Annotated in this window: 22 protein-coding genes; 9 read left to right on the top strand and 13 right to left on the bottom strand. The window is 62.8% G+C overall.

Annotation, left to right across the window (positions count from 1 at the left end):
- Nucleotides 1–20 precede the first annotated feature (20 nt).
- The 8 genes from D3242_RS11805 to D3242_RS11770 form a co-directional block, all read right to left on the bottom strand.
- The gene (locus tag D3242_RS11805; protein WP_064984457.1) at nucleotides 21–1,100 is read right to left on the bottom strand and encodes a glycosyltransferase; all 1,080 of its coding nucleotides are present in this window, start codon (nucleotides 1,098–1,100) and stop codon (nucleotides 21–23) included.
- Nucleotides 1,101–1,165: 65 nt separating this feature from the next.
- Nucleotides 1,166–1,615: a hypothetical protein gene (locus D3242_RS11800; RefSeq protein WP_038651740.1), complete on the bottom strand. Its 450-nt coding sequence runs from the start codon at nucleotides 1,613–1,615 to the stop codon at nucleotides 1,166–1,168.
- 13 nt (nucleotides 1,616–1,628) lie between these two features.
- A complete protein-coding gene (locus D3242_RS11795) occupies nucleotides 1,629–3,071 on the bottom strand; it encodes a GMC oxidoreductase (RefSeq protein WP_064984708.1) in 1,443 nt (480 codons plus the stop codon).
- A gap of 64 nt (nucleotides 3,072–3,135) precedes the next feature.
- Complete coding sequence (locus tag D3242_RS11790; RefSeq protein WP_019862845.1) at nucleotides 3,136–4,467, bottom strand: UDP-glucose dehydrogenase family protein; 1,332 nt, start codon at nucleotides 4,465–4,467, stop codon at nucleotides 3,136–3,138.
- A 49-nt stretch (nucleotides 4,468–4,516) separates the two neighbouring features.
- Nucleotides 4,517–5,398: an endo-1,3-1,4-beta-glycanase ExoK gene (gene exoK, locus D3242_RS11785; protein ID WP_064984456.1), complete on the bottom strand. Its 882-nt coding sequence runs from the start codon at nucleotides 5,396–5,398 to the stop codon at nucleotides 4,517–4,519.
- A gap of 154 nt (nucleotides 5,399–5,552) precedes the next feature.
- Nucleotides 5,553–5,954, bottom strand: a complete 402-nt coding sequence (locus D3242_RS11780; protein ID WP_019862842.1) for a hypothetical protein — start codon at nucleotides 5,952–5,954, stop codon at nucleotides 5,553–5,555.
- 288 nt (nucleotides 5,955–6,242) lie between these two features.
- A complete protein-coding gene (locus D3242_RS11775) occupies nucleotides 6,243–7,265 on the bottom strand; it encodes a glycosyltransferase family 2 protein (RefSeq protein ID WP_019862841.1) in 1,023 nt (340 codons plus the stop codon).
- Between the two features lie 64 nt (nucleotides 7,266–7,329).
- The gene (locus tag D3242_RS11770; RefSeq protein WP_027047681.1) at nucleotides 7,330–8,454 is read right to left on the bottom strand and encodes a nucleotidyltransferase family protein; all 1,125 of its coding nucleotides are present in this window, start codon (nucleotides 8,452–8,454) and stop codon (nucleotides 7,330–7,332) included.
- Between the two features lie 517 nt (nucleotides 8,455–8,971).
- Here D3242_RS11770 and D3242_RS11765 point away from each other — a divergent pair.
- The 6 genes from D3242_RS11765 to D3242_RS11740 all read left to right on the top strand — a co-directional run bounded on the left by D3242_RS11765 (nucleotide 8,972) and on the right by D3242_RS11740 (nucleotide 14,859).
- A complete protein-coding gene (locus tag D3242_RS11765) occupies nucleotides 8,972–9,124 on the top strand; it encodes a lasso peptide (protein ID WP_010913078.1) in 153 nt (50 codons plus the stop codon).
- Nucleotides 9,125–9,260: 136 nt separating this feature from the next.
- Complete coding sequence (locus D3242_RS11760) at nucleotides 9,261–9,560, top strand: PqqD family protein (protein WP_019862839.1); 300 nt, start codon at nucleotides 9,261–9,263, stop codon at nucleotides 9,558–9,560.
- Between the two features lie 148 nt (nucleotides 9,561–9,708).
- Nucleotides 9,709–10,059, top strand: a complete 351-nt coding sequence (locus tag D3242_RS11755; RefSeq protein WP_236952180.1) for a lasso peptide biosynthesis B2 protein — start codon at nucleotides 9,709–9,711, stop codon at nucleotides 10,057–10,059.
- Nucleotides 10,056–11,978 carry a lasso peptide isopeptide bond-forming cyclase gene (locus D3242_RS11750; RefSeq protein ID WP_064984452.1) on the top strand — a complete coding sequence of 641 codons (1,923 nt, stop codon included), beginning with the start codon at nucleotides 10,056–10,058 and terminating at the stop codon, nucleotides 11,976–11,978. The genes D3242_RS11755 and D3242_RS11750 overlap by 4 nt, the downstream gene beginning before the upstream one ends.
- On the top strand, nucleotides 11,975–13,006 hold the full coding sequence (locus tag D3242_RS11745; RefSeq protein ID WP_038651731.1) for a phosphoenolpyruvate carboxykinase (ATP): 1,032 nt from the start codon (nucleotides 11,975–11,977) through the stop codon (nucleotides 13,004–13,006). The genes D3242_RS11750 and D3242_RS11745 overlap by 4 nt, the downstream gene beginning before the upstream one ends.
- An 8-nt stretch (nucleotides 13,007–13,014) precedes the next feature.
- Nucleotides 13,015–14,859 (top strand): ABC transporter ATP-binding protein, encoded by a 1,845-nt coding sequence (locus D3242_RS11740; protein WP_038651728.1) that lies wholly within the window; start codon nucleotides 13,015–13,017, stop codon nucleotides 14,857–14,859.
- 24 nt (nucleotides 14,860–14,883) lie between these two features.
- On the opposite strand, the gene D3242_RS11735 is transcribed toward D3242_RS11740, so the two are convergent.
- Nucleotides 14,884–15,159 (bottom strand): hypothetical protein, encoded by a 276-nt coding sequence (locus tag D3242_RS11735; protein ID WP_010913072.1) that lies wholly within the window; start codon nucleotides 15,157–15,159, stop codon nucleotides 14,884–14,886.
- A gap of 601 nt (nucleotides 15,160–15,760) precedes the next feature.
- Between D3242_RS11735 and D3242_RS11730 the strand changes: the two genes are divergently transcribed.
- Both D3242_RS11730 and D3242_RS11725 read left to right on the top strand, forming a co-directional pair.
- Complete coding sequence (locus tag D3242_RS11730; protein ID WP_027047680.1) at nucleotides 15,761–16,438, top strand: sugar transferase; 678 nt, start codon at nucleotides 15,761–15,763, stop codon at nucleotides 16,436–16,438.
- An 84-nt stretch (nucleotides 16,439–16,522) separates the two neighbouring features.
- Complete coding sequence (locus D3242_RS11725; RefSeq protein ID WP_019862833.1) at nucleotides 16,523–17,782, top strand: polysaccharide biosynthesis/export family protein; 1,260 nt, start codon at nucleotides 16,523–16,525, stop codon at nucleotides 17,780–17,782.
- Between the two features lie 199 nt (nucleotides 17,783–17,981).
- On the opposite strand, the gene D3242_RS11720 is transcribed toward D3242_RS11725, so the two are convergent.
- A complete protein-coding gene (locus D3242_RS11720; RefSeq protein ID WP_019862831.1) occupies nucleotides 17,982–18,581 on the bottom strand; it encodes an NADPH-dependent F420 reductase in 600 nt (199 codons plus the stop codon).
- Nucleotides 18,582–18,735: 154 nt separating this feature from the next.
- The gene (locus D3242_RS11715; protein ID WP_027047679.1) at nucleotides 18,736–19,470 is read right to left on the bottom strand and encodes an SDR family NAD(P)-dependent oxidoreductase; all 735 of its coding nucleotides are present in this window, start codon (nucleotides 19,468–19,470) and stop codon (nucleotides 18,736–18,738) included.
- Nucleotides 19,471–19,743: 273 nt separating this feature from the next.
- On the opposite strand from D3242_RS11715, the gene D3242_RS11710 reads away from it, so the two are divergent.
- Complete coding sequence (locus D3242_RS11710) at nucleotides 19,744–20,640, top strand: LysR family transcriptional regulator (protein WP_064984450.1); 897 nt, start codon at nucleotides 19,744–19,746, stop codon at nucleotides 20,638–20,640.
- 100 nt (nucleotides 20,641–20,740) lie between these two features.
- Here D3242_RS11710 and D3242_RS11705 read toward each other — a convergent pair whose 3' ends face one another.
- Both D3242_RS11705 and D3242_RS11700 read right to left on the bottom strand, forming a co-directional pair.
- On the bottom strand, nucleotides 20,741–22,054 hold the full coding sequence (locus D3242_RS11705; RefSeq protein WP_064984448.1) for an O-antigen ligase family protein: 1,314 nt from the start codon (nucleotides 22,052–22,054) through the stop codon (nucleotides 20,741–20,743).
- Nucleotides 22,055–22,389: 335 nt separating this feature from the next.
- Nucleotides 22,390–23,217: an SDR family NAD(P)-dependent oxidoreductase gene (locus D3242_RS11700; protein ID WP_064984446.1), complete on the bottom strand. Its 828-nt coding sequence runs from the start codon at nucleotides 23,215–23,217 to the stop codon at nucleotides 22,390–22,392.
- Nucleotides 23,218–23,244 lie beyond the last annotated feature (27 nt).

Raw genomic sequence — 23,244 nt, 5'->3', positions numbered from 1 at the left:
ACACTTTTCCTGGAATTGCTCTAAGCGGCCTGCAGCGCGCGCTGCCGCACCGCCCTGTCCAGTATCGAGAAGAAGGTGACGAACTGCCGATCGGGATCGAGCTCCGGACGCGCCGCGAAGCCGCGCGCGAGGTTTGAAACCCGCTCATATTCCTTGTTGTCGTTCCACAGCTGCCTGACGGCCGCGACCCAGTCGATGAGCGGAGCGTCATAGTCGAGCACCGTGCCGCCGGGGCCGATGGCTTCGGGCAGACCGCCGCGCCGGGAACCGACGACGGGGATGCCGCTGCAATGGGCTTCGGACGCGACTCGGCCCCAGGCCTCCTCCCATTTCGAGGGCGCGAGCAGGATCCTGGTGCGGCCATAGATCGTCTTCATGTCGTTGGTGCGGCTCTCCAGCGTGACATTGCCGAGCGGCGCGATCGTCTCCTCGATGCGCGCGCGATGGTCGTCCTCCAGCTTCCAGCTTTCAACGAACAGGAACGGGATTTCCGGGCAGGCGCCGGCAATGCGCACCGCCAGCTTGAAGCCCTTCTCCTCATAGGGATTGATCAGGGTGACGAACTGGCCCGTGGTCGGCGTGCTGTACTGCGTCGGGTTGATGGTCGGCGGAATGACCGTCGCCTCGATGCCGAATTCCCTCTTGTAGCTGCGCGCGGTGAACTCCGAATTGGCGATGTAGAGCGCGGAACCCAACTCGCGCAAATCGCCGCCCAGCTCATGGAACTCGACATTTCTGAGATAGACCACCAGCGGCACGCCCTCGGCCTGCAGGGCTTTGCCGAGCGGAACCGATTTGTGGCACTGGACCACCGTCACATCCGGCTTCAGTTTCTTGACGGCAAACCCTGCCGCCTCCCAGGGAAACCATGTCCTTATCACCGGGTAACCGGGAAAGCTGTCGACGACCGCCGGTTGCCGCATGAGCTTCATCTTGGCGCGCGCCTTGAAGCCGAACATGCCGTCGCCGAACAGGGCGCAGAGCACCGACGCTTCATGGCCATGTTCGATCAGTTGCTGCACCAGATGGTGCGTGCTGGATTGGACGCCGCCACCGAACTCGGGCGGATAGCCGTTGCCGCTGGCAAAGAGGACTTTCATGATCCTGGCTCCTGGTCTTTCGCGTTTCAGTCATGCGGCCGATCAACGGCCGCGTCGAAGGCGCCTCAAGCGCTCTGTGGCGGATCAAGCGTCGCGAACGGATTGGTGCATGAGTTCCATCCGGTGAACCGGATCGGATCGTCAGGCGAACTGCGCCAGGCGTAGTCCGTCAGCATATGGAATTCGGCGATGACCCAGCGGTCGAAATGTATCAGATCTTCCCGCTTCTCCTGGGGCAGCAGACGGCGGGCGGCGCCCAGTTTGAGCTCCTCGACCAGAGTGACTGCGTCGCTAAGTTTCTCGCTCGGAAAGATCCAGGGGTTGCGGTTGCGGAACTCCAGCACGAACTGCTGCAGATGCTCGATGCGCATATTCAGCCTGCCGAGGTATTTTTCCAGCGTGACGCGAACCAGATCCTCGTCCGAAAACGAGGAGACGGCGGCATAGGCAACGCCCGTCGAGGCAACGCCACCCGCCAGGATGGCCAGTGCGGAGCGCCGTGTGACTTCGATCATCGGCCCGCTCCTCTCACGCGATCCGGCTCGCCGCCCGCAGGGACAAAGCCGCCGCGGTCAGGCTTGGATTGGCGCAGGAGCAGCTCGGATAGGTGCTGGTGCCGACGACAACCAGGTTTCTCAACCGGTGATGGATCATGTTGCTGTCGATCACCGAATCAGCGGGGCCGGTACCCATCCTCAGTGTGCCCTGGACATGCGATTCCGTTGGCCGGATGCCGCGGTCGAAGAGCCGTTCGACCGGCAGCGGGGCAAGCAGTGCCGGTAATTTGTCCAGCGCCCGGGCCATGCCCTTGACCGCATAGTCCGACGGCGCCTTGAAGGAGACGAAGGCATTGTCGTCCTCGTCGAGGGTGACGAAATTCTCGTGATCGAGCAGGTTTTCCGTGACCACGACCAACGGCAGCGCCTGCCGCAGACGTCCCTTCTCGGCGCGCATCCCGTGCTGCCAGCGGTTCTCGAAATAGACCAGCGCCGCCGCGTGCTCGGACCGGTGCGGACCGTCATAGAGGCCGAAATTCAGTCCGGTGGTGATGGTGCTGCCGTCGAAATTGTCGACGCCGTCGAGATAGACCTCGACATTCCAGCCATAGGATTCATGCAGGCCGCGCCCGACGAATTCGTCTCCCAGCCCCGAGCGCAGCATGATCGCCGCGCTCTGGATGGCGTTGGCGCCAAGAATGAAGAGGTCGCCGCTGACCTGATACTCCTTGCCGTCATGAACGAAGGTGACCGAACGGACCGTGCCGCCGACCTGATCAAGCCGCCGCACTTCCGCGCCGAGGCAGACCGAAACGTCAGGATGCTCGAAGACATGCATCAGGCCATTGTTGGCGGTGAATTTCGCGTCGACCGGGCACAGCCAGCAGCGCAGATTGGCGCAGCACGAGGTGCGCTGCGCGGTCGGCACTCGGGCGCGGGCGGTCGGCATGACGAAATGCTGATCGGGCTGGGCCGCCTTCATCATCTTGTCCGGCGTCGACATGCGATGCGGCGGTTGCGGAAACGGTTTCGATCGCGGCAGCATCGCCGCCATGTCGGAATCGCCGGAGATCGACATGATCTCTTCGGCATCGCAGTAGAACGGCTCGACATCGTCGTAGCTGATCGGCCAGTCATTGCCGATGCCATAGGTGCTTTTCAGCCTGAAGTCATTGGGATGGAACCTCGGCGTCTGGGCGAACCAGCAGTTGGTCCCGCCACCCAGTCCGATCGTGTAATTCCACGGCTTGTCGGAGTTGGTCTTGTAGGTCGTCTCGTCGTCGATGTCGGTGTTGGCGTTCTGGCCGAGCTGCCATTCATGCGTGTTGTGCCGACCCCATTCCAGGATCAGGATGCGCGCCTTACGCCGCTTGGCGAATTCGTGCAGGAAGAAGGCCGAACCGAAACCGGAACCGATCGCGATGAGATCGAAATGATCCTTGGTGATTTGCTCTGGCTTTACGTCCAGCACCATCAGCCGCAACTCCTTTCTGCGCCGGGCGCGTGTGCCAAATTCCGCTTGCTTCCCACGCTCGCCCTCATGCCGCCATTCTGCCGATCGAGTGATATTCGATGCCGTGGCGCGCCACGACCTTGGGGTCATAGAGGTTGCGGCCGTCGAAGATGACCGGCGTGGTCAGCGCGTCCTTCAACGCATCGAAGGACGGGGCGCGAAAGCTCTTCCATTCAGTGGCGATGAGCAGCGCATCGGCGCCGCGCAGGGCCGCTTCCTTGGTGCCGCAGAGCAGCAGGTCGTCGCGCAGGCCGTAAATGGCCTGGCATTCCTGCATCGCCTCGGGATCGTAAGCCTGTACGGTCGCGCCGGCCTTCCACAGCGCTTCCATCAGGACTCGCGCCGGCGCCTCGCGCATATCGTCGGTGTTGGGTTTGAAAGCCAGGCCCCACAGCGCAAAGGTCTTGCCCTTGAGATTGCCCTTGAAATAGCGGTTCACCTTGTCGAACAGCACGGATTTCTGGTCATTGTTGCGCTCCTCGACGGCGCGCAGCAGCTTGGCATCGAACTTGACGCCCTCGGCGGTCTTGATCAGGGCGCGGACGTCCTTGGGAAAGCATGAGCCGCCATAGCCGAGACCGGGATAGATGAAGTGGTAGCCGATGCGCGGATCGCTGCCGATGCCCTTGCGCACCTCCTCGATGTCGGCGCCGAGCTGCTCGGCCAGATTGGCCATCTCGTTCATGAAGCTGATCTTGGTGGCCAGCATGCAGTTGGCGGCGTATTTCGTGAATTCGGCGCTGCGCACATCCATCACGATCATCTTTTCGTGGTTGCGGTTGAAGGGCGCGTAGAGCTCGCGCATCACCGCCTCGGTCCCCTCGCTCGAGGTGCCGACGATGATGCGGTCGGGCTTCATGCAGTCGGCGACGGCCGAGCCTTCCTTGAGGAACTCGGGATTGGAGGCGACGTCGAAGGCAAGATCCTCACGCCCTCTCTTCTTCAGCGTTTCGGCGATCCTGGCTTTCACCTTTTCACAGGTGCCGACCGGCACGGTCGACTTGCCGACGACGATCTTGGCGCTATCCATCTCGCGGCCGATGGTCTCGGCGACGGCCAGAACATATTTGAGGTCGGCCGAGCCGTCCTCGCCGGGCGGCGTTCCGACCGCGATCATCTGGATTTCACCGTGCCGGACGGCGGCGGCGGCATCGGTGGTGAATTTGATGCGGCCGGCGGCATGATTCTCCCTGACGATGGTTTCGAGGCCTGGCTCGAAGATCGGCACGAAGCCCTGGTTGAGGCGCTCCACCTTGCCTTCGTCGATGTCGACGCAAACCACCTGGTGGCCAACCTCGGCAAGCACCGCCGCCTGCACGAGGCCGACATAGCCAATTCCAAACACCGTCAAGTTCATTCGGTTTCATTCCCATCCATGGCCGCGACCCGTTCTCGGTCCGGCCGGTTCAATTCGTCTTTCCCAACTCTTTTACGCTGCATACGAGCGATTCCGGAAACTGGCATGGCTGGCCGAGCGCGGTGAAGGCAACGCGTTCGACCTGCAGCGAAAGCTTGCGGCCCGGATCCGCGAAGGCGCCCATCCAACCCTTCATGGTGTCGCTGCCCCAAAGGCTGAAGAAGATCTTCTGCGCATGGCTGGGCAGCTTCGCCGGGTCGGTGATGGTGTTCACCAGCTCGCCGTTGACGTACCAGCGCAAACTGTCCTTCTCCCAGACGAAGGCGTAGTCGTTGAAGCCCTTGTCCGTGCCGCCCGGCACCTCGACCAGCTTCTCGTTCTTGCCCTTGCCGTCGATATAGGCGTTGACCTGCACCTTGGAGGTGTCCTTGGTCAGGATCTCGAAGTCGATCTCGTCCCAGGGCTGCTTGTCCGACGGGCCGATATAGGTGAAGAAGGCCGCGTTGAGGCCGGAGCCGGTGTCGGTCTTCAGCCGTGCCTCATAGGTGCCATAGCCGAAGCGCTGCTTGGTCTGGATCTCGCCGCAGGCGAACTCGCGATCCTTCAGCTTCTGTTTTTCGAAGCCAAGCGACAGCACACCGTCTGAAAGCTCCACCAGCCCCTTCGACCAGGTGCAATTCTGATGACTGCCATTGCTCCAGCCATCGGACACATACCAGCGCGACTTGTCGAAGCTCTTGAAATCATCGACGAAAGAGGGAGCGGACTGGATATCCTGCGCATGGGAGGGAGCCGCAAAGAGGCTGCCGAGAGCAGCCAGCAGCAACCCGCCGATCAAGCCCAACCGCCGCAGGTCGGCTTGCCGGGTCTGATGCGCGACGGAGGTTGCGTCAATTGCTGTCGTGGACGTGGTTTTCGGATCCAAATTCATACCAAACTCACCTTTGTGCTGTGCGTCCCCAACCCAAAGTCGACGTTTGAACCGCTTCCAAACGGGCCAACCTTGGCCTCCTCTTCGGCCCTCCCGAAATCCTCTCCTGTCTGCATCATACCTTCGAAGCTTGCATCATGCCTTTGAAGTAGTCTCACGCCCGGCCGGCGCCCGCGGGCCTGGCGAAATCGGCCGCGTCGGCCGAATCGGACTCCCCAGCCGCGTCGAAGACCATATTCAGCGAATGACGCAGCTCTTTCATCAGGCCGTCCTGGCGCGACAAGGCGGCGATGCGGCGCTCGCAATTCAGGATCGATTGCGTCAGCGCGCTGACTTCGGATGAGCGCCTCTGCGAAGCGGAGCCGTTTTCCATGGCTTCGACAAGAAAGGCCGCATTGGTCGCCGTCTTGCGGTAGCGGCTCTCCAGGCCGGTTTTCTCGGCCTCGATCTCGGCGGCGATCTGCTCGAACAGTTTCGCCAGCCGGTCGTGGCGCGCTATGTCGGCCTGCCGGTCGCGGGCAGGATCCCTTGATCTGAAGCCAAATATCGAGGCCATGGGCTTAAATTCCTGTTATCGCCGGCTTGCCTGCCGACCACTGGCCGATCCCCGCAAGCGGGGCTGAAAAGCTCGTACCGCATTGTCCAGCTCCTTTTGACGGGAGAGACGTCGGACCAATCCGATCGGGGGCCAGTTCGGTTGGTCATTCAATTTGCTGCACCGCAACATAGACTGCCATCGTCGGAGCCGTGAGGCAACCACCCAATTCGTAAACTCTTAAATCCAGTGGAAATGGTTTGCGCCGTGCGAATGCTGTTTGACGGATGAAGCGAGCATTCCCGCCCCTTACCGCTCCTTGCCCGCACTGGTCCCGGCCATCAGGAAACGCAGCGGTGGCACGCGCTTTTGCCCGGACACAAGGCCAACGCGCCGAAACAGTGCCTCTAGCTTGTCGGAGGCCACGCCCTGGACGATGGGGACCAGGTTGGATTGACTTGCAAAGGCGTAGGCCGCGGCCGAAGCCAGCCCGCGCTCGGCCTTCACGTCGAGGAAATTGCGCAGCCGGTATTTGTCGCGCACATGCCGCTCGTGCCGCCGCAGCACCGCCTTGGAGCCTTCCGGCAGGCTATCTATCGCCAGCAGCGCCAGATCGGCGTCGGCCAGCCGCTTCAGGTCCTGCGTCTTGTGGCGGCCGCTGAGCGAATCAGCGCGTACGATGGCGCCGTAGCCGCAGGAACGGATGACCTTGAACCGCGCGCCATGGGCGACAGCGCGGGCGTAGAGCTCGTAATCCTCGCCCAGCCGCAGGCTTTCGTCGTAGCGCAATCGGTGCCGATCGAGGAAGGCGCGGCTGATCACCGGCTTCAAGAAGCCAAGCTCGCCTCTCTGCACGCGGCGCCTGGAGATGTTGCCTTCGACGAAGCGCTCGAAGTCGAGGAATTCCGGATCGGCGGCAAAATCCGGGGCGACGATCTTGGTCGCGTCGCTCGTCGCATCATCCCTGATGAGCATGATGTTGTCGGCCGCGAAATCCCAGTCGGCGGCGGCAAACAGGTTGCGGAACCGGCCCTCGAGGAAGAAGTCGTCGGCATCCAGAATGCTGATGAACGGCGCTTTCGAGCCGGCGATCGCGGCATTGCGCGCAAAGGAGGGGCCACGATTGACGTCGAGGCGCATGACCCTGAGCCGGCCGCTGCCGTCGTCGGCGGCGCGGGCGACCTCGGTCGTGTTGTCGGTGGAGCCGTCGTCAACGACGACGACCTCCGCCACCTCGGGTTCGCGCAATGCGGACGCGATGGCGACCGCGATCGTGCGTGCCGCATTTTTGGCCGCGATGATCACGCAGACCTCTGATTTCGTCATCGACATGGGTTAGCCTCTTGCACAGGTTCCGATTTGCCCTCGCCCTGTACGTATTGCGACGCCACCGCCATCACGGGCTGGCCGGCCGCTCGAAGATGCGGCGACTGAGATCCGCCGACGCTGCCCAGCCGGCCTCGGCCAGGTAGCGCACGGGAGCCCTGCCGCACAATTCCCACAACACCGTTCGCCGCTGCGGCCACCGCAAGGACGACAGCCATGGCGCGATAACCATGTTGAGCAGGTCATCATTGCCGATGCGCGACAAGATCGGCTTGGCCCGCTCCGACAGAACCGTGCCGGTGGCGCCCAGCAGTACATCGGCGGCGCGCAGGCCGAGCAGCAACGTGTCGTCCAGCCCCTGGCTTACCGCTGCATCCAGCACACGCTGCTGATCGGCCTCGCCAAGACGGTTGGCGCTGGCCCTGATATCGCAGACATAGCCGGCACAGGGTTCGTGGTTGAACAGGGCCTTGGCGACGCTGATGCAGGACAGCATCAGCGTGTCGGCGGCCGACGTGAAGGGCACTTCGGTGCCGGTGATCTCGACCAGCCGCTTGCGCCGCAGGAAGCCGTCGGCATCGCGCGGGCTGGGCGAACCGGGCTGCTGGAGGCGATAATGAAGGTCGACCGTGGACGGCCCGTTGCCACGGATCATGTGCTGTTCGCCAAGGAAGCGAACCCACCAGACGGAGCGTGACTTGCCTGAGACCTCATAGCCGATCGAGCGCAGCGCATCGCGTGCTTTCGAGAATCCGGCCGGGGAAACCAGGATGTCGACATCGCCCGAAGGCTTCATGAAATGGTCGTCATAGAGCAGATGCTGCTGGAAGGGACCTTTGAGAAAGACGAAATCGATCTGCCTGTCGCGCAGCGCCTTATGGATCGCCATCGAATCCATGAGACAGGCGGCGTTCATCGAAACCGTCCGCCGACGATAGGCGTCGAGCCATTGGAAAAGCTCGGCGGGCCTTTCGCTGGCCGGGGCGCGCGACAGCGCTTTCAAAACGAAGGTGGCGACCTTGTTCAGCCTGGCGATATCGGCGACGGCGGTGGCGGAAAGGCTCGGCGTCGACACATCGCCGGCCGCAGCCGCCGCGCCTGAGAAATACAACCGCAGGCAGGCCTGCACATAAGCAATCTCGTCGGCACAGTCGGCTGCGCGCAGTCGTTCGTAGGAACTTTCCGGCAAGGCCATTGAGCGCATAGTCTCCAAAATGCGGTTTGCACGACGTTTATGCTGCAGGTGCGAAACAAAGCATCCTCAAAAACCTCGACGCCGTAAAGTCTTTCCTTTCACAGCGCGAAATTTTGCAACCAGAGCGTTTGCCGCCGTTTCTCGAGCAGCGCAACATACGGCTGAAATCCCGACCCAATCGAGGCGGCTTCAGCTGATCATCGACACCGGCTGGCTAACAAGAATTCATCTTTTTAGCCATGCCTAAAAAAGCGCCGCCGCCATGAACTTTTTATGCAAGCAAATTCAATTGCTTAAAGAATAGCCCGTGCTGAAGGCAGACTGCACCGAGCTTCAGCTCGACAGCGGCCGAATCTTGAGCATTCCGCACACGCATGGTGACGCCCGCAACCCGTAATTGATTAACCAGAAGTAAATCAGGCTTGACTCATAAATGTTGCCATGCAGCTATTGCATCGCAGCATGAAAGTGCTGACGGCACTCGACAGGCCGTTTCCAGTCCTCATTGGAGAGTAAAATGGAACAGAATGTTGAAAAGCATGAGTACGAAACGCCAAGCCTGACGGTACATGGTTCGATCGAAACCATTACCCAGGGCGGTGGCGGCAGCACGGCAATCGACGCGTCGTTTCCGGCGCACACCCCGATTGGCGATCTGACGTTCTCCTGAGACCAGCTTGGTTCTGGAGGAGTGACGTTGGGCCTCCAGGATTGAAGACCGTAAATGGAGCCGGGGATGAAAATCCCCGACTTTCCGCTTTTTAACTGACGACGCGTAGACCGTGTGTTGCTAACGAGGTTTTGGCATGAACTGGAACCCATCCGAGCACGATTGCGTAAGTGCCACCGGGGATGCGGTGGCCTGTGAATTCGGCGATGGCCTCGCGCTTCTCAACCTGAAATCCAATATCTATTACAGCCTCAACAGCGTCGGCGCGTTCATCTGGGAGCAAATCCAGGAGCCGAAGTCGATCGCCGATATCCGCAGCGCTGTGCTTGCGCGCTACAATGTCGACGCCGAGCGCTGCAAGGCTGACGTCGACGCCTTGCTTAGGGGCTTCGCCGAAAACGGACTTGCGAGGCTGCACAATGAGGCACTTGTCTAGGCAGGTTCCGCCAAAGGCCATGATCTCGCGGCGGAGACCTGCGACGGACCAGAGACCGAGGCCTGCCAACCGCCGGCCCGGCCGGGGATTGGCCAGGGTCCTGTCCCTGAATGGCCCGGAAGCACTTTTCCTCTGTCATTGCCTGCTGGTGGTCGCGACCGTCCGGCTGGGGCTGACCTTGTTCTCCTACAACCGTGTTCGCGGCATGGTGACCCGACTCAACGCGCGCCAGTGCGCCAGCATGGGCGAGCTGCGGCTCGTCGCCTGGGGGGTTGCCGCTGCCGCACGGTTCGTTCCGCGCGCCTCCTGCCTTACCCAGGCGCTTTCGGGCCAATACATTCTCGCGCGCCAGGGCAATGCCTCCAACATCCGCATCGGCATCGAACGCGGCACGGGCGAGCAGTTGAAGGCGCATGCCTGGCTGGTCAGCGACAACCATGTCGTGCTTGGCGGCTCCGTCGATGGTTTCGCGCATCTGGTCGACCACGGCAGCCGATGAGCGGCGTCGCCGGAATCCTGCTGCGACAGGACCCCGCGCCGGTGGACGCGGCAAGCGACATCCAGCGGATGCTGGCCCGCATGCGCCATCGCGGACCCGACGGAAACTCCTGGTGGCTGGACAGCGGCATCGCGCTCGGCCACGCCTGGCTCAACACCACGGATGAAGCCGGTCCCGGCCCGCTGACGATGGCAGGCGGCAAGCTCGCCATCACCGCCGATTGCCGGCTGGACAATCGCGACGAGCTGATGGCGAGGCTTGGCATACGCGACAGGTCGGTTGCGGACGCCGTATTGCTGATGCGGGCCTATCTGCGCTGGGGCGAAGCCAGCCCCGCGCACCTGCAGGGCGATTTCGCCTTTGCCATCTGGGATGCCGAGCGGCAGCTTTTGTTCTGCGCGCGCGACCATTTCGGGGTCAAGCCATTCTACTATCACGCCGCGGACCGGCGCTTTGCCTTTGCCTCGGAGATCGGGCCTATGCTTGGGCTTGACGGGGTCGGCGTGCGCATCAGCGAGCACCGCATTTCGGGATTTCTGGCCGGGCTTCCGGACGACCCGCAATCCACCCCCTACAGCGATATCTTCAGCCTGCCGGCGCGCCACAGCCTAACTGTCACCGCGCAGCAGGTGGTGCTGCGACGATACTGGCAGATCGAGCCGTCGGCACGACCGCCGCGGTCGGATGCGGCGGAGGAATTCGCGCATCTATTTTCGCAATCGGTGCGCAACCGCATGCGCGGAAGCCAGTCGGTCGGCGCGATGCTGAGCGGCGGTCTCGATTCCTCCTCGATCGCCTGTGTCGCCGGCCTGCAGAACGCCGCCGAGCGGAAACCCAGGCTGCCGACCTTTTCGCTGGTTTTCGAGAAGGGCTCTTCGATGGACGAACGGGTCTTCATCGATGCCGTGCTCGATCAGCAGAAGACCGATCCGACACTGATCCCTGTCGGCAATTATGCGCCCTTCGCCGAGTTCGAGCGGGTGCTGGAGGAACAGGAGGGCACCTTCCTGGCGCCGGGCCTGACGCTGACCCGCGGCATTTACCGGACGGCGGGCGCAAAAGGCATCAAGGTGCTGCTCGACGGCCATGGCGGCGACGAGGTCGTCTCACAGGGACACGGCCATCTGCACGAGCTTGCCAATGGCGGAAGGTGGCTGGACCTTTGGCGCGAGGTTCGCAGCGCCTCCGACACTTATGGCGACAGCACGCTCGGCCTCTATTTCCAGTTCCTGACCCTTTACGGACCGGCATGGCGCATCGCCAAGGCGAGACAGCTGGCGAACCGTGCCCTGAACAGGATACGCAAGCCCACGCAAATGCAGCGCGGCCGCAGCTGGCGCGACCTGATCAATCCGGACCTGGCCAGGCGGACCGAACTCATCGACCGCTTCCATCGGGCCGGCTACATGCCGCCCGGCGTCCAGGCCAGCGACGCGCTCAGCCATCGCTGGATCCTGTCCAACGGCTATGTGCCGCACTCTTTCGAAGTGCTCGACAAGGCCGCGGCCAATTTCGGCGTCGAGCCGCGCTATCCGTTCTGGGACAAGCCGCTGGTCGAATTCTGCCTGGCGCTGCCAGGCGAGGAGAAACTCAGCCACGGCTTTGGCCGCTACGTGTTGCGACGGGCCATGGAGGGCATCCTGCCGGCGGCGGTGCAGTGGCGGCGCGACAAGATCGATTTCACCGCCAATCTCGTCAACGGCATGGTGCGCAACCACCGCGACCTCCTGGAACAGCTGCTGGTTTCGGATGCCGGCCGTATCGCGCCCTATGTCAACCTGCCGCAGGTGAGCGCCGCCTATGCGCGGCTGCTGCGCCAGCCCGATCAGGCAGCGCCGCTGGATGTCCAGTATGTCTGGCGTTCGGCCTCGCTGTCGCTGTGGCTGCGGCAGGTCCAGCACAGCGGGAGACACGCATGACGCCTCCCAACCAGCCGCTCGCCACATATCTTGACGATCCTCCTTCCGATGGCCAGACGATGCGGGAGCGGCGCTACTACCGGGCCTATGGCCTGACCGTGGCGTCCGACGTGGCGCTGCCCGAGCTGGAGCCGGCCGAGCCGGCTGCGGCGGATATACTGATCGCCATCGGCACGATCGACATGCCGAAGCCTTCGTCCGAGGCCGCGACGATCTTCCGCTTCGAGCCGGACCGGCAATATCTGGCTTGGCATGCCGTCGGCTCCTTTCTGATCAGCAATGCCAGCCGCATTGATATCGAGCCGGCGCCCGGCGTCGATGACGCCCTGCTTGCCTTTCCACTGCTCGGGCCGGTGATGGCGCTGCTGCTGCACCAGCGTGGCCTGCTCGTCCTGCATGCCAGCGCCATCGCGGTGGCCGGCAGGGGCGCCATCTTCATGGGCGACAAGGGTGCCGGCAAATCGACCACGGCAAGCGCGCTGATCCGGGCCGGTCATCATCTGCTTACCGACGATGTCGTGGCGCTGCATCTCGCCAGACCGGACGCGCCGATGATCGTTCCGGGCTTTCCCCAGATCAAGCTTGCCGCCGACGCGGCGGCCGCGATCTCGCTTGGCCAGGCGGAGGTGCGGCCGCAAGTGCATCCGGCGATCGAGAAGATGCAGCATCGCCTGCATGGCGCCTTCTCCGGCGGCATGGTGCCGGCGACCAGGATCTATGTCCTCGAGCGCGGCGCGAAGGCCGCGGTCTCGGCCTTGCCCGGGATTGCCGCCCTGCCGGCGATCATCAAGTTCTCCTATGTGACGCGCTTCGGCCGCGCGGCGCTCTCCGGCGATTTCGCGGCGCTGCACCTTCGCCAATGTTCAGCAATCGCTAACCATGTCGGCGTGTTCCGGCTGGAAGTTCCGACCGGCCTCGACAGGATTGGCGAGGCCGTGGCGCTGATCGAAAGCGACCTGGCGGCCGGGGATCTGGCGGCCCAAGACCTCATGACCGGAGATCTGGCGGCCGGCCGTCGGCAGCGGTGAGCGCAATCATGTCCAAATCCTCGATCCTTCGCCTGTCGCTGTTTCGCGATGTCGCCGCGTTCGGCGCCGTCATCGCCCAGATCGGCGGGCGGCGGACCTGGACGGCGCTGCTGTTCCTGATCCTCGGCAGCCTGACGGAGGGTATCTCGATCCTGCTGCTTGTGCCGCTGCTGCACCTTGTCGGGCGCGCCGACCAGGATTTCGCGGTGCGGCTGCCGAACAATGATTTCGTGCGCTGGCTGGTGCCGGAGGGAACGCTGCAGCTGACGACGGTGCTGTGCGCGCTGGTCGGGCTCGTTGCCGTGCAGGCCGCGTTCAACCGCTTCAAGTCGGTCTACATGGCCAGGCTTCTCTTCGATTTCATCAACCGTTTGCGCATGAACCTGTTCGAGAGCATCGGCAAGGCGCGCTGGGGCGTGTTCTCGCGCATGCGCAGCTCCGATCTCGATCATGCCCTGACCGGCGATATCGATCGCGTCCAGGGCGCCGCCTTCTCGCTGCTGATGCTGGTGCAGATATCAGTGCTTTTGGTGGGCTATCTCGTGATCTCGATGTTCATTTCACCGGTGATGACGGCGTTTGCGATCGTCATCGGCATCGTGATGTTCATAGCACTGCAGCCGTTTCGCGCGCGCGCCACCGCTTTCGGGCGTGTCCTGACCAGCAATCGCCAGGATCAGTACCGCACGGTCTCGGAGTTCCTCGGCGGTATCAAGGTGGCCAAGAGCCTGAATGTCGAGGCCAGCTATTTCGCGCAGTTGCAGTCGACGCTGGAAAAGATGAAGGCCGACAACATCGACTATGTGCGCAACAGCTCGATCGGCACCGCGGTGTTCCAGGTGGCGAGCGTCGTGGGCCTCAGCCTGTTCATCTATGTGGCGCTGGTCCGCTTCAACCTGTCGCTGGCCGAGATTGTCGTGCTGCTTCTCGTCTTCATGCGCATCGCGCCGCGCTTCATGGACATGCAGACCCAGGCCCAGCAGGTGCTGATCAACCTGCCCGCCTATACGGCCATGCGCAGCCTGCAGGCCCGTTTCGACGCCGAGCGCGAGCCTGGCCATGCCGAATCCGAGAATGCGCAAAAGCTGTCGCTCGATACCGGGCTGAATATTCGCGGCGTCTCCTTCGGCTACGATGACGGCTCCGGCAAGGCAGTGGTGAGCGACATCACCTTCGGCCTGCCGGCCGGCAAGGTCACGGCCCTGATCGGCCCCTCGGGATCGGGCAAAAGCACGATCGCCGACATGCTGCTCGGCCTGCTCGAGCCGACCGCCGGCAAGATCCTAGTCGACGGCGTCGAGATCGATGCCGGCAATCGCCGGCGCTGGCGCGATCAGGTGGCCTATGTGCCGCAGGACGTGTTCCTGCTGCATGACACGATCGCGGCCAACCTGCGCCTTGCAGCGCCGCAGGCCAGCGACGACGATCTGTGGACCGCTCTGCGCGCCGCGCATGCCGGTGACTTCGTCGAACGGCTCGACCAGCGGCTCGAGACCGTGGTCGGCGACCGCGGCGTGCGGCTCTCGGGCGGCGAGCGTCAACGCATTGCGCTGGCGCGTGCGCTGCTGCGCAAGCCGTCGCTGCTCATCCTCGATGAGGCGACCAGCGCGCTCGACTGGCAGAACCAGTCGCTGATCGCCCGGTCGATCGACGGCTTGCGCGGCGCGATGACCATCCTGACCATCGCGCACCGGCCGTCGATGATCGCCTTCGCCGACTGGGTGGTGGCGATGGAAGACGGCCGCGTCGTGGAGGTCGGCCAGTATCAGCGGCTGAAGGCGAAGCCGGCGAGCCGGCTGTCGAGGATGCTGTCGGGGGAGCAGTCGGAAACCGAACCCGCCAATGTGGCCTGAGGTCGCGGATATCCTTTGCAGGAACTAGTGCAGGCTGCGCCGGGCGTTGCCCAGCTTCTCGCCTTCGGTCACGTCTGGCGAACTCAGCTTTCTCTCGGCTTCACGCAGCCTGTCGGCAGGCGTCGGCGCGCTCCGGGCGATCATGGCATAGACGAGGACGAAATAGCCGGCCTGGATGATCACGGCGCAGATGATGACGCGTAGCAGCGTCATGCCTAGCGACGCGCCACCAAGCCATGACCAGGCGACGACGATTGCAAGAGCGAAAATCATCCCAACGATGAATTTTGGAAGCGACATACCCAACAGCCCATAAACCGGCCCGGGTTTTATCAAACGATAGCCCCACCCGAGCGCCGTCCCTTTGTCATGCGGGCTTGTAAAGGTGCCCGCTATCGACCGGTTGCTTCCGGCCTTTCAACCTGTCGCCACTCTGACAGGTATAATTTGCAATTCTATTAAGGCGAGCAGGAGGCGGCAAGGGCAACAGCACATATTTTTGATTGAGCTCGCGGGATCGACTCTGCCATGCTGCAACGCACACCACCGCAATTCACTCAACCTGCAGGAGCCGACCCGTTTCAGTACAATTCCCAATATTATGTAGTATTTTATGTTAATAGTTGGGAACTTAGCGCCTTCCTAAAGCTCTAATATGTACCATTCAGGGCCTGCGAGAACGCCTTGCCCCAGATTCGCCCCAAAAAGGTCCGCATTTTTTTAAGCTTGCCCATTTATTGTCACAAATGTGCTAAACATCCCGAAAAATGTGCATCGCTAGCTTATTATTTAGTCAATTCATGACGTGACTATTTCAATGGGCCAGGAAATTGTGTGTTGCGCTGCAACATTTTTTTGGTATCGTGTGGTGAACCATTCGTTCAACGCATGGAGTTTCCGCATGAGGGATATTGCCAAGTCGGCCACGGCGGACTTTTCGCAGGCTGACACCGATTTTCCGCCGCCGATCGGCGGCCTCATCAAGCGCAGCTTCGACATTTTCGGTTCACTGGTTGGTCTGATCGCTCTCAGCCCGCTGTTCATCATGGTAGCGCTGCTGGTCAAATTTTCCGACGGTGGATCGATTTTCTACGGCCATCGGCGAATCGGTCGCGGCGGACGGATTTTTCCGTGCCTGAAATTCCGCACCATGGTTCCGGACGGCGACAAGGTGCTGGCCGCCTATCTAGCCACCAATCCAGAGGCCAATGCGGAGTGGATAGCGACCCGCAAGCTGAAGAACGATCCGCGCGTCACCCGCGTCGGCGCGGTGCTGCGCAAGCTCAGCCTCGACGAATTGCCGCAGATCATCAATATTCTGCAGGGCGATATGAGCCTTGTCGGTCCTCGCCCGGTGGTGCGCGACGAGTTGGAAATCTACGGCAGCGCCGCCGTCTACTATCTGAAGTCGCGGCCCGGCCTGACCGGCTTGTGGCAGGTCAGCGGCCGCAACGACGTCTCCTACGACAGCCGCGTCGCCTTTGACCGCCACTATGTCGAGAACTGGTCGCTGTTCGGCGACGTGCGCATCATCATCAAGACCGTGCCGGCCGTCTGGATGTCACGCGGCTCTTACTGACCGGTCGCCGGCACCAGGCATCCGGCGGCAAGCTCATCGGGCGATGGGGCTAAAACGGATCGGAACGTTCAGTTGAAAAAAGATATGTTCGAAGCCTTTGGCAGCGGCCGCTTTTCCGGCCGCTCTCGGCTTATGGCCACCTGCCTTGCGATTTCGCTCGCTTTCCTTCCCCGGGTCGCCATGTCAGGTGAATACCAGCTCGGCTCGCAGGACAAGCTCAACATCCGCATCGCCGAATGGCAGACCGTCGAAGGCACGTTCCGCGACTGGTCGGCGGTGAACGGCGAATACACGGTCGGCCCGGCCGGTACGCTGTCGGTGCCTTTCGTCGGCGAGTTGCCGGCGGCCGGCAAGACCACGGCGGAAGTCGCGGCGGCAATCGGCGAGGCGCTGCAGCACAAGCTCGCTCTGTCGGACAAACCCGAGGCCTCGGTCGAGATGGCGCAGTTCCGGCCCTTCTATATTTCGGGCGAAGTGCAGAATCCCGGCCAGTTTCCCTTTGTTCCCGAACTGACGGTGCTGAAAGCGATCAGCGTCGCCGGCGGCATCAGGCGCAGCGCCGATTACGGCCCCCAGCTCGGCAAGGACCTGGTCACCGCCAAGGGCAATTTCGATATCTCCGACGACCAGCGCGTCCGGCTGCTCGTCAGGCGCGCCCGCATCGATGCCGATCTGGCCGGCAAAGCGAGTTTCGAAGCGCCGAAAGAGGTCGAGGGCGATCCGCGGCTGCCGACCATCGTCGCCGACGAAATGACGATTCTCACGGCGGACCAGAAGGCGCTGAAGTTGAAGCTCGAGGCGCTCGACGATCTCAAGAGTGTCCTTCAGGCCGAAATCGAATCGCTGCAAAAGAAGATCGTCAACCAGCAGAAGCAGGTCGACTTGGCGCAGCAGCAGCTCACCAGCATCGGTCCGTTGGCGCAGAAGGGCCTGGTCGCCAATGCCAGGCTCCTGGACTCGCAGCAGTCCGTCACCGACCTGCAGGGCAAGATCCTCGACTACGAGACGGCCATCCTCACCGCCAAGCAGTCGATCAGCAAGGCGACGCAGGACGCCATCGACGCCCAGAACACGTTGAGCTCGAGCCTCGCCGCCGACCGGCAGCAGACCGAAGCCGACCTGAACGAGGCCGCGCTGAAGGTGAACATGCAGAAAGGCCTGATCGCCCAGGCCAGCGACCCCGCAACGACTGCCGCCATCACCAACGACCAGCAGCCTACGCTGCTCTATTCGCTGGTGCGCAATGTCGACGGCAAGACCAGCGAAATCGCGGCGAAGGAAGAGACACCGGTGCTGCCCGGCGACGTGATCAAGGTCAAGCTGGCGCCACTCGCCAGCCAGTAGGTCACGCGTCCCTCTGAGCGGTTCATCGTTTCACGGAACACTGAACCGCTTGGTGATCGTCTTCACCTATTTGTTTCGTGGCGATGCCAAGCGGAAACCCGAGGCCCTCGCTTCCGGACCTCGGACAATGACCCAGCCCGCGTGGACTGTCATGGACGAGCCCGGCCAGCAGCGCCTCTGACATTGGGCAGTAAATCCGTTACTGCTCCTTCTTGAACAGGTCCTGGAAGATGAGCTGGCCCCAAGTGCGGCCGCGTGCGTGCACCAGCGCGCCACCCTCGTTGAGTTTTCCCAGCCTGACGGGTGCGAACCCGAGTTGTTTGGCCAAATCCGCCACGGGAGCGGTCGCGTCCTCGTCGTCGCTCGACAGAAAGACCACCCGGTGGCCACCCTCGACGACCGGATCGGCAGCCAGGGTGGCCGCAGCCAGGTGATTGAAACCTTTCACGAACTTGGCGCCGGCGAACGCCTTCGCGACGAAGGCGGAGGACGGGAGGCCGTCGAGCTCTTCAGGGACGGGAAACGCGTTCATCGCGTCGATGACCGTCTTGCCTTCCCAGCTCGGCAGGGCCTTGGCGACCTCGCGGTGCTCCGCAAACGGGACCGCCAGGATGATCGTGTCGGCCTCGAGCGCATCCCGCAGCGACTTGGCAACGACCGTGGGTCCAATCGCCCGAGCCTGCGGCGCCAACGCCTCGGGCGGCCGGCGGCTCGCGACGGTCACCTCGATGTTTTTACGGGCGAAGGCGTGGGCGAGAGCCTGGCCTATCTTACCGAATCCTATAATTGCGTAGCTCATAGTGCTTCTCCGATCCGTGTTGATATTGATTGCCCGGCCTTCAACGGCGCCGGGTTATTCGTTCCACTGTGTAGCGACCTTTGCGTAGACGTCCCGGCGTGAACGACTTCGGCGCGGCCGGACGGTCAGCCACTTCCGACGATCCGGCGCGAATTCAGATGGCCGAGAAGCCGCCGTCGACAGACAACTCCACCCCATTCACGAAGCTCGAATCGTCTGAAGCAAGAAACACCGCGACAGCCGCGATTTCCTCAGGACGCCCCATCTTTCCCCGCGGGATCAGGGATTCGAACATCTGCTTCGCCTCCTCGGTGAGAACCTGGTCCTGCATCGGTGTGGCGATCGGCCCCGGGCTCAGCACGTTCACGCGGATATTCCTGTCCTTCAGTTCGTTGAGCCAAGTGCGTGCGAATGAACGCAACGCCGCCTTGCTCGCCGCATACACGCCGTAACCAGGAAAACCTTTCACCGAAGCAACTGACCCGGTCATGAGGATCGATCCGCCATCGTTGAACAGCGGCAACGCCTTCTGGACCGTAAACAGCGTGCCGCGCGCATTCAGGTTGAAGGCCGCATCGAAATGCTGCTCGGTAATCTCGCCCAGTGGGACGGCTTCGCCCGTGCCGGCGCTCGCGTACAGGACGTCGATCTTGCCCTTTTCCCGCCTGACCGCGTCGAACAGACGGTCGAGGTCGTCGAGATTGGCCGCGTCGCCGCGCACGCCGGTCACGTTCCGTCCGACCAGCTTGATGGCCTCGTCCAGCGCCTCCTGTCTCCGGCCCGTGATGAAAACATAGGCGCCTTCTTCAACGAACCGCTTGGCGCTCGCCAGCGCCATGCCGCTCGATCCTCCCGTGACGACCGCAACCTTACCGTCTAGCTTTCCCATGACTTTTCCTTTCGTGGTGTCGGGACAGCATCTGCCTCCGAGAACCTCGAAATGGGGCCGCCCTCGTCAGTTGTTGAGTACGGAAGCGCGCACATCGGTGGTGCGAAATCGATCCGGCTGGACCAGCCGCGACGATCGGTGTCCGCCGTTCGGAACCGGCCTGCTTGTCGGCATGGGCTGTGATGGCCGCCCCGCGCCACCCACATACGAGTTGCCGTACGATGTGTTAGACACCGGCTTTGAAAGGCGCACCTAGCGGTGCCGGATTGCACCATGATCGACTGGGATGACGTTCGCTACTTTCTTGCCGTCGCGCGCGGAGGCTCGGTGCGGGCTGCCGCCGGGCGCCTCGGGGTGAATCACTCGACCGTGCTGCGACGCATCGCCCAGCTCGAGGAACGCCTCGGGGCGCACATGTTCGAAAAGCTGCCCTCGGGCTACCGCCTGACGGCTGCGGGCGAGGAGGTCCTCGAGCTCGCAAACCAGATGGAAGCGTCGTCGCACCAGCTGGAGACGCGCGTCTTCGGGCGCGACCAGGGCGTGCGCGGGCTTCTGCGGGTAACGCTGGCACCGCCCCTCGCGACACACCTGCTCATGCCGGACTTCGCCGATTTCGCGCGTCTGCATCGCGACATCGAGATGGAAGTCTTGTCATCCGGCGAGCTGGCAAATCTGACCAACCGAGAGGCCGACGTCGCGATCCGCGTCGTCTACGACCGCAAAACCCTGCCGCTCAATCTTCACGGCCTGAAGGGACCGCAGCTGTTTGGAGGCGTCTATATGTCCCGCGATCGACTGGCCGCGTGGCGTGCGGGCGCGCCTGATCCCATCCGGTGGATCGTCATAAGCAGCCATGGAATCCCGGATTGGGCCAGCGAGGGCGAGGTTCACACCACAGGGGTTCCGTTCAGGATCACGGACGGCGAGGCGCAGATCGTCGCTGTACGGCAAGGGCTTGGGATGACGACACTGCCGTGCTTCGTCGGAGATGCCGACCCCCTGCTGGCGAGGGTGCCGGGCACCGACCTGCATATGTATGGAACGGTTTGGCTTCTCACACAGGGCGAGACGCGCAAGACGAAGCGCGTGCGGCTCTTCACCGAGTTCGTATCCCGCAGGCTCGCCGCGCATGCGCCGCTTCTGGCGGGACTGTCCGTATCGCGCGACTGACGCGCGGCAGGTCGACGGCGACGCTTGCAGTGGACAAGTGCCTGCAAGCGAACATTCCTAGCGTCCGACATGAGGTCGAACCCGGTCGCGGGACCGTAGTTCACATCTGATCGGCGGCGGCCGGACGGCCGACATGCCGGGGCCAGGCCGGCTCGCCCCTTGCCGCATCCGCCGGCTCGAAGGCCGGCGACCAGCGGGTGCGGGTGACCGGCAGCCGCGCCAGCTTGAAGTAGCTGAAATACATCAGGAAGGAGCCCATAATGTAGGGGTTGAGGACCTCGACCTCGACGAAGGAACGGATGAGCAGCAACACCATCACGCCGAACAGCACCACCGATTCGGCCTGCCATGCCTTGAAAATCACCGTCGAGACATGGCCGTAGAGCGTGCGCAGCATGATCAGCGAGATCATCACCGCTCCGGTGAAGCCGAGTTCGACAAGCGCCTCGACATAGGTGTTGTGGAAATGGAAGCCGGTGCGGGTGGTGATGTAGAATTCGTTCCACAGCCGCTCGGCCTCGGCAAAGCCTTGCACCCAATAGGCGGCATAGCCGACGCCGAGGATCGGCGAGCGCTGTGCGGCGTTCCAGCCCTGCTCCCACAGATAGGTCCGCCCGGTGAGCGTCGAATCCTTGCCGAAGAGGCCAAGCACGAAGTCCATGAGCCCGAGATTGAGGGCGACAAAGGCCACCACGACGATCAGGCCAGCGCCGACCACGAAGATCACCCGGCGATAGCGCCGTGACAAAAGCTTGGTCATGGCAAGAAGCGCGATCAGCGCCAGAACCGCCGGTATCGAGGCCATCGAGGTCGCGGAATGCGAAATGACCAGCAGGTAGGCCGACAGCAGCACGACAGGCACGGTCAGCATGAAACTCAGCCGGCCACGGCGCAGGAAAGCAAGGAACACCACGGAGAAATAGATGCCGAGCGAGCCGACGAAGCCGATCTGGTTCTTGGACGCAAATGCGCCAACGAAATTGTAGGTGCCGTCAAGGACGTCCTCGGAATAGGCCCCGACCTTGAGCGAATAGAGCATGACGAAGAAGATCCCGATCAGGGCGCCGAGGGTCAGGGTCCGCACGCCGACGGTGCGCGCCGCGACATAGGCACAGGCGATGTGGGACAGGTACTGGACCGCCGTTCTGGCGGTGACGCCGGGCGCCTGCGACCAGAAGATGGAAAAACATATATAGGCCGCGAACAGCAGCGGCAGCCAGGCGCTGGAAAGCTGCCGCAGGAAGCGCCGATAGTCGACCAGGATGAGCGGAAGCCAGACGGCATAGTAGGCCAGGATCAGCACCTGGCCGAAAATGACGGAATAGGAGAACGCCCAGATCGAGACGGCAACGGCAAAAGCGCCATAGACCGAGTTCTTCTCGGGATCGACCAGCAGGGACTTTGGAATTTTCATCTCAGAGTCCCGTCGGCGCGGCCCAAGACCAGCAAACCCGGCAGGCCGCAAGCCGGCCGGCATATCCGCAAAGAGGGGCGTGCAATAAACGGCATCTCCATTGTGCAGTGCAATATAGCCTATCGCACCGCATGCTCAATGGCAAATCCGGTCACCTTGTCTTACATCAGAGCCGTTCACCGTTTCGCGGAAACGGCGAACCACTCTAACTCTTTGTTTTGACGCAATTCCTGTGGGAAGACCGTTCACACTTCTCCTGGAATTGCTCCAGCGAACGCAGAGAGATCAGCCGGTGGCCCGCCCCGCGACAGCCGCCTGGATCAGCGACGAGGACGCTACCAGAGTGCTCCGCCGGTGACCTGGATGTTTTCCATGGTGATGCCCTTGGCCAGGTCCGAGCACAGGAACACGGCCAGTGCGGCGATTTCCTGCGGCTGCAGCATGCGCTGCTGCGGGTTGCCCCTGGCGATCTCGGCCATCGCTTCTTCCGCCGTGCGCCCCTTGCCCTCGCGCTCGACGACCTGGGCCACGTTGCGGCGCATCAGTTCGGTCTCGACCCAGGTCGGGCTGATCATGACGCAGGTGACGCCATGCGCCGCCCCCTCCAGCGCCACGCAACGGGTCAAGCCAAGCAGGCCGGCCTTGGAGGCGCAGTAGGCAGGATTGTCCTTCCAGCCGACGGAAGCCGCTGTCGAGCCGATGTTGACGATGCGGCCCCAGCCGCGCTCGATCATGCCGGGAAGCACGGCACGGGTGGCGCGGAAGGCGCCGGTCAGGTTGGTGTCGACGATCTTGTCCCACAGCGCGTCGGAATGTCCGCAGACCGGTTGCTCGGCGGTCGTGCCGGCCGCGTTGACCAGGATGTCGGCAGGACCGATGGCGGCCTCGGCTTGCGCCACGAAACGGTTGGTGACCTCGCTGTCGCGGACATCGAGGTGAGCAGCATGCACCCTGGTGCCATGGGCCGACAGGGCCGAGCGCACGCGCTCGATTTCGTCGACGCCGGGATAGTAGGCGGCGTCGGATCTGTCGGCGCCCGCAGACGCGATGTAGGAGCCGACGGCGACATTGGCACCGGCTTCAGCCAAGGCCGTGGCAATGGCGAAGCCCATCCCGGAAAAGCCGCCGGTGACGATTGCACCGCGCCCAGCAAGGTTTGTCATCGCGTGCTTCTCCAATGGTTGCGGCAG

It is taken from the genome of Mesorhizobium jarvisii, assembly GCF_003601985.1.
GTDB classification, from domain to species: domain Bacteria; phylum Pseudomonadota; class Alphaproteobacteria; order Rhizobiales; family Rhizobiaceae; genus Mesorhizobium; species Mesorhizobium jarvisii.
This window is presented reverse-complemented; position numbering and strand designations above follow the sequence as displayed.

Coding starts and splice junctions, on each gene's coding strand:
- D3242_RS11760 (WP_019862839.1), top strand. CDS start 9,261: ATGAACTGGAACCCATCCGAGCACGATTGCGTAAGTGCCACCGGGGAT.
- D3242_RS11805 (WP_064984457.1), bottom strand. CDS start 1,100: ATGAAAGTCCTCTTTGCCAGCGGCAACGGCTATCCGCCCGAGTTCGGT.
- D3242_RS11730 (WP_027047680.1), top strand. CDS start 15,761: ATGAGGGATATTGCCAAGTCGGCCACGGCGGACTTTTCGCAGGCTGAC.
- D3242_RS11725 (WP_019862833.1), top strand. CDS start 16,523: ATGTTCGAAGCCTTTGGCAGCGGCCGCTTTTCCGGCCGCTCTCGGCTT.
- D3242_RS11715 (WP_027047679.1), bottom strand. CDS start 19,470: ATGGGAAAGCTAGACGGTAAGGTTGCGGTCGTCACGGGAGGATCGAGC.
- D3242_RS11795 (WP_064984708.1), bottom strand. CDS start 3,071: ATGGTGCTGGACGTAAAGCCAGAGCAAATCACCAAGGATCATTTCGAT.
- D3242_RS11780 (WP_019862842.1), bottom strand. CDS start 5,954: ATGGCCTCGATATTTGGCTTCAGATCAAGGGATCCTGCCCGCGACCGG.
- D3242_RS11700 (WP_064984446.1), bottom strand. CDS start 23,217: ATGACAAACCTTGCTGGGCGCGGTGCAATCGTCACCGGCGGCTTTTCC.
- D3242_RS11710 (WP_064984450.1), top strand. CDS start 19,744: ATGATCGACTGGGATGACGTTCGCTACTTTCTTGCCGTCGCGCGCGGA.
- exoK (WP_064984456.1), bottom strand. CDS start 5,398: ATGAATTTGGATCCGAAAACCACGTCCACGACAGCAATTGACGCAACC.
- D3242_RS11735 (WP_010913072.1), bottom strand. CDS start 15,159: ATGTCGCTTCCAAAATTCATCGTTGGGATGATTTTCGCTCTTGCAATC.
- D3242_RS11740 (WP_038651728.1), top strand. CDS start 13,015: ATGTCCAAATCCTCGATCCTTCGCCTGTCGCTGTTTCGCGATGTCGCC.
- D3242_RS11775 (WP_019862841.1), bottom strand. CDS start 7,265: ATGTCGATGACGAAATCAGAGGTCTGCGTGATCATCGCGGCCAAAAAT.
- D3242_RS11705 (WP_064984448.1), bottom strand. CDS start 22,054: ATGAAAATTCCAAAGTCCCTGCTGGTCGATCCCGAGAAGAACTCGGTC.
- D3242_RS11745 (WP_038651731.1), top strand. CDS start 11,975: ATGACGCCTCCCAACCAGCCGCTCGCCACATATCTTGACGATCCTCCT.
- D3242_RS11790 (WP_019862845.1), bottom strand. CDS start 4,467: ATGAACTTGACGGTGTTTGGAATTGGCTATGTCGGCCTCGTGCAGGCG.
- D3242_RS11750 (WP_064984452.1), top strand. CDS start 10,056: ATGAGCGGCGTCGCCGGAATCCTGCTGCGACAGGACCCCGCGCCGGTG.
- D3242_RS11770 (WP_027047681.1), bottom strand. CDS start 8,454: ATGGCCTTGCCGGAAAGTTCCTACGAACGACTGCGCGCAGCCGACTGT.
- D3242_RS11720 (WP_019862831.1), bottom strand. CDS start 18,581: ATGAGCTACGCAATTATAGGATTCGGTAAGATAGGCCAGGCTCTCGCC.
- D3242_RS11800 (WP_038651740.1), bottom strand. CDS start 1,615: ATGATCGAAGTCACACGGCGCTCCGCACTGGCCATCCTGGCGGGTGGC.
- D3242_RS11765 (WP_010913078.1), top strand. CDS start 8,972: ATGGAACAGAATGTTGAAAAGCATGAGTACGAAACGCCAAGCCTGACG.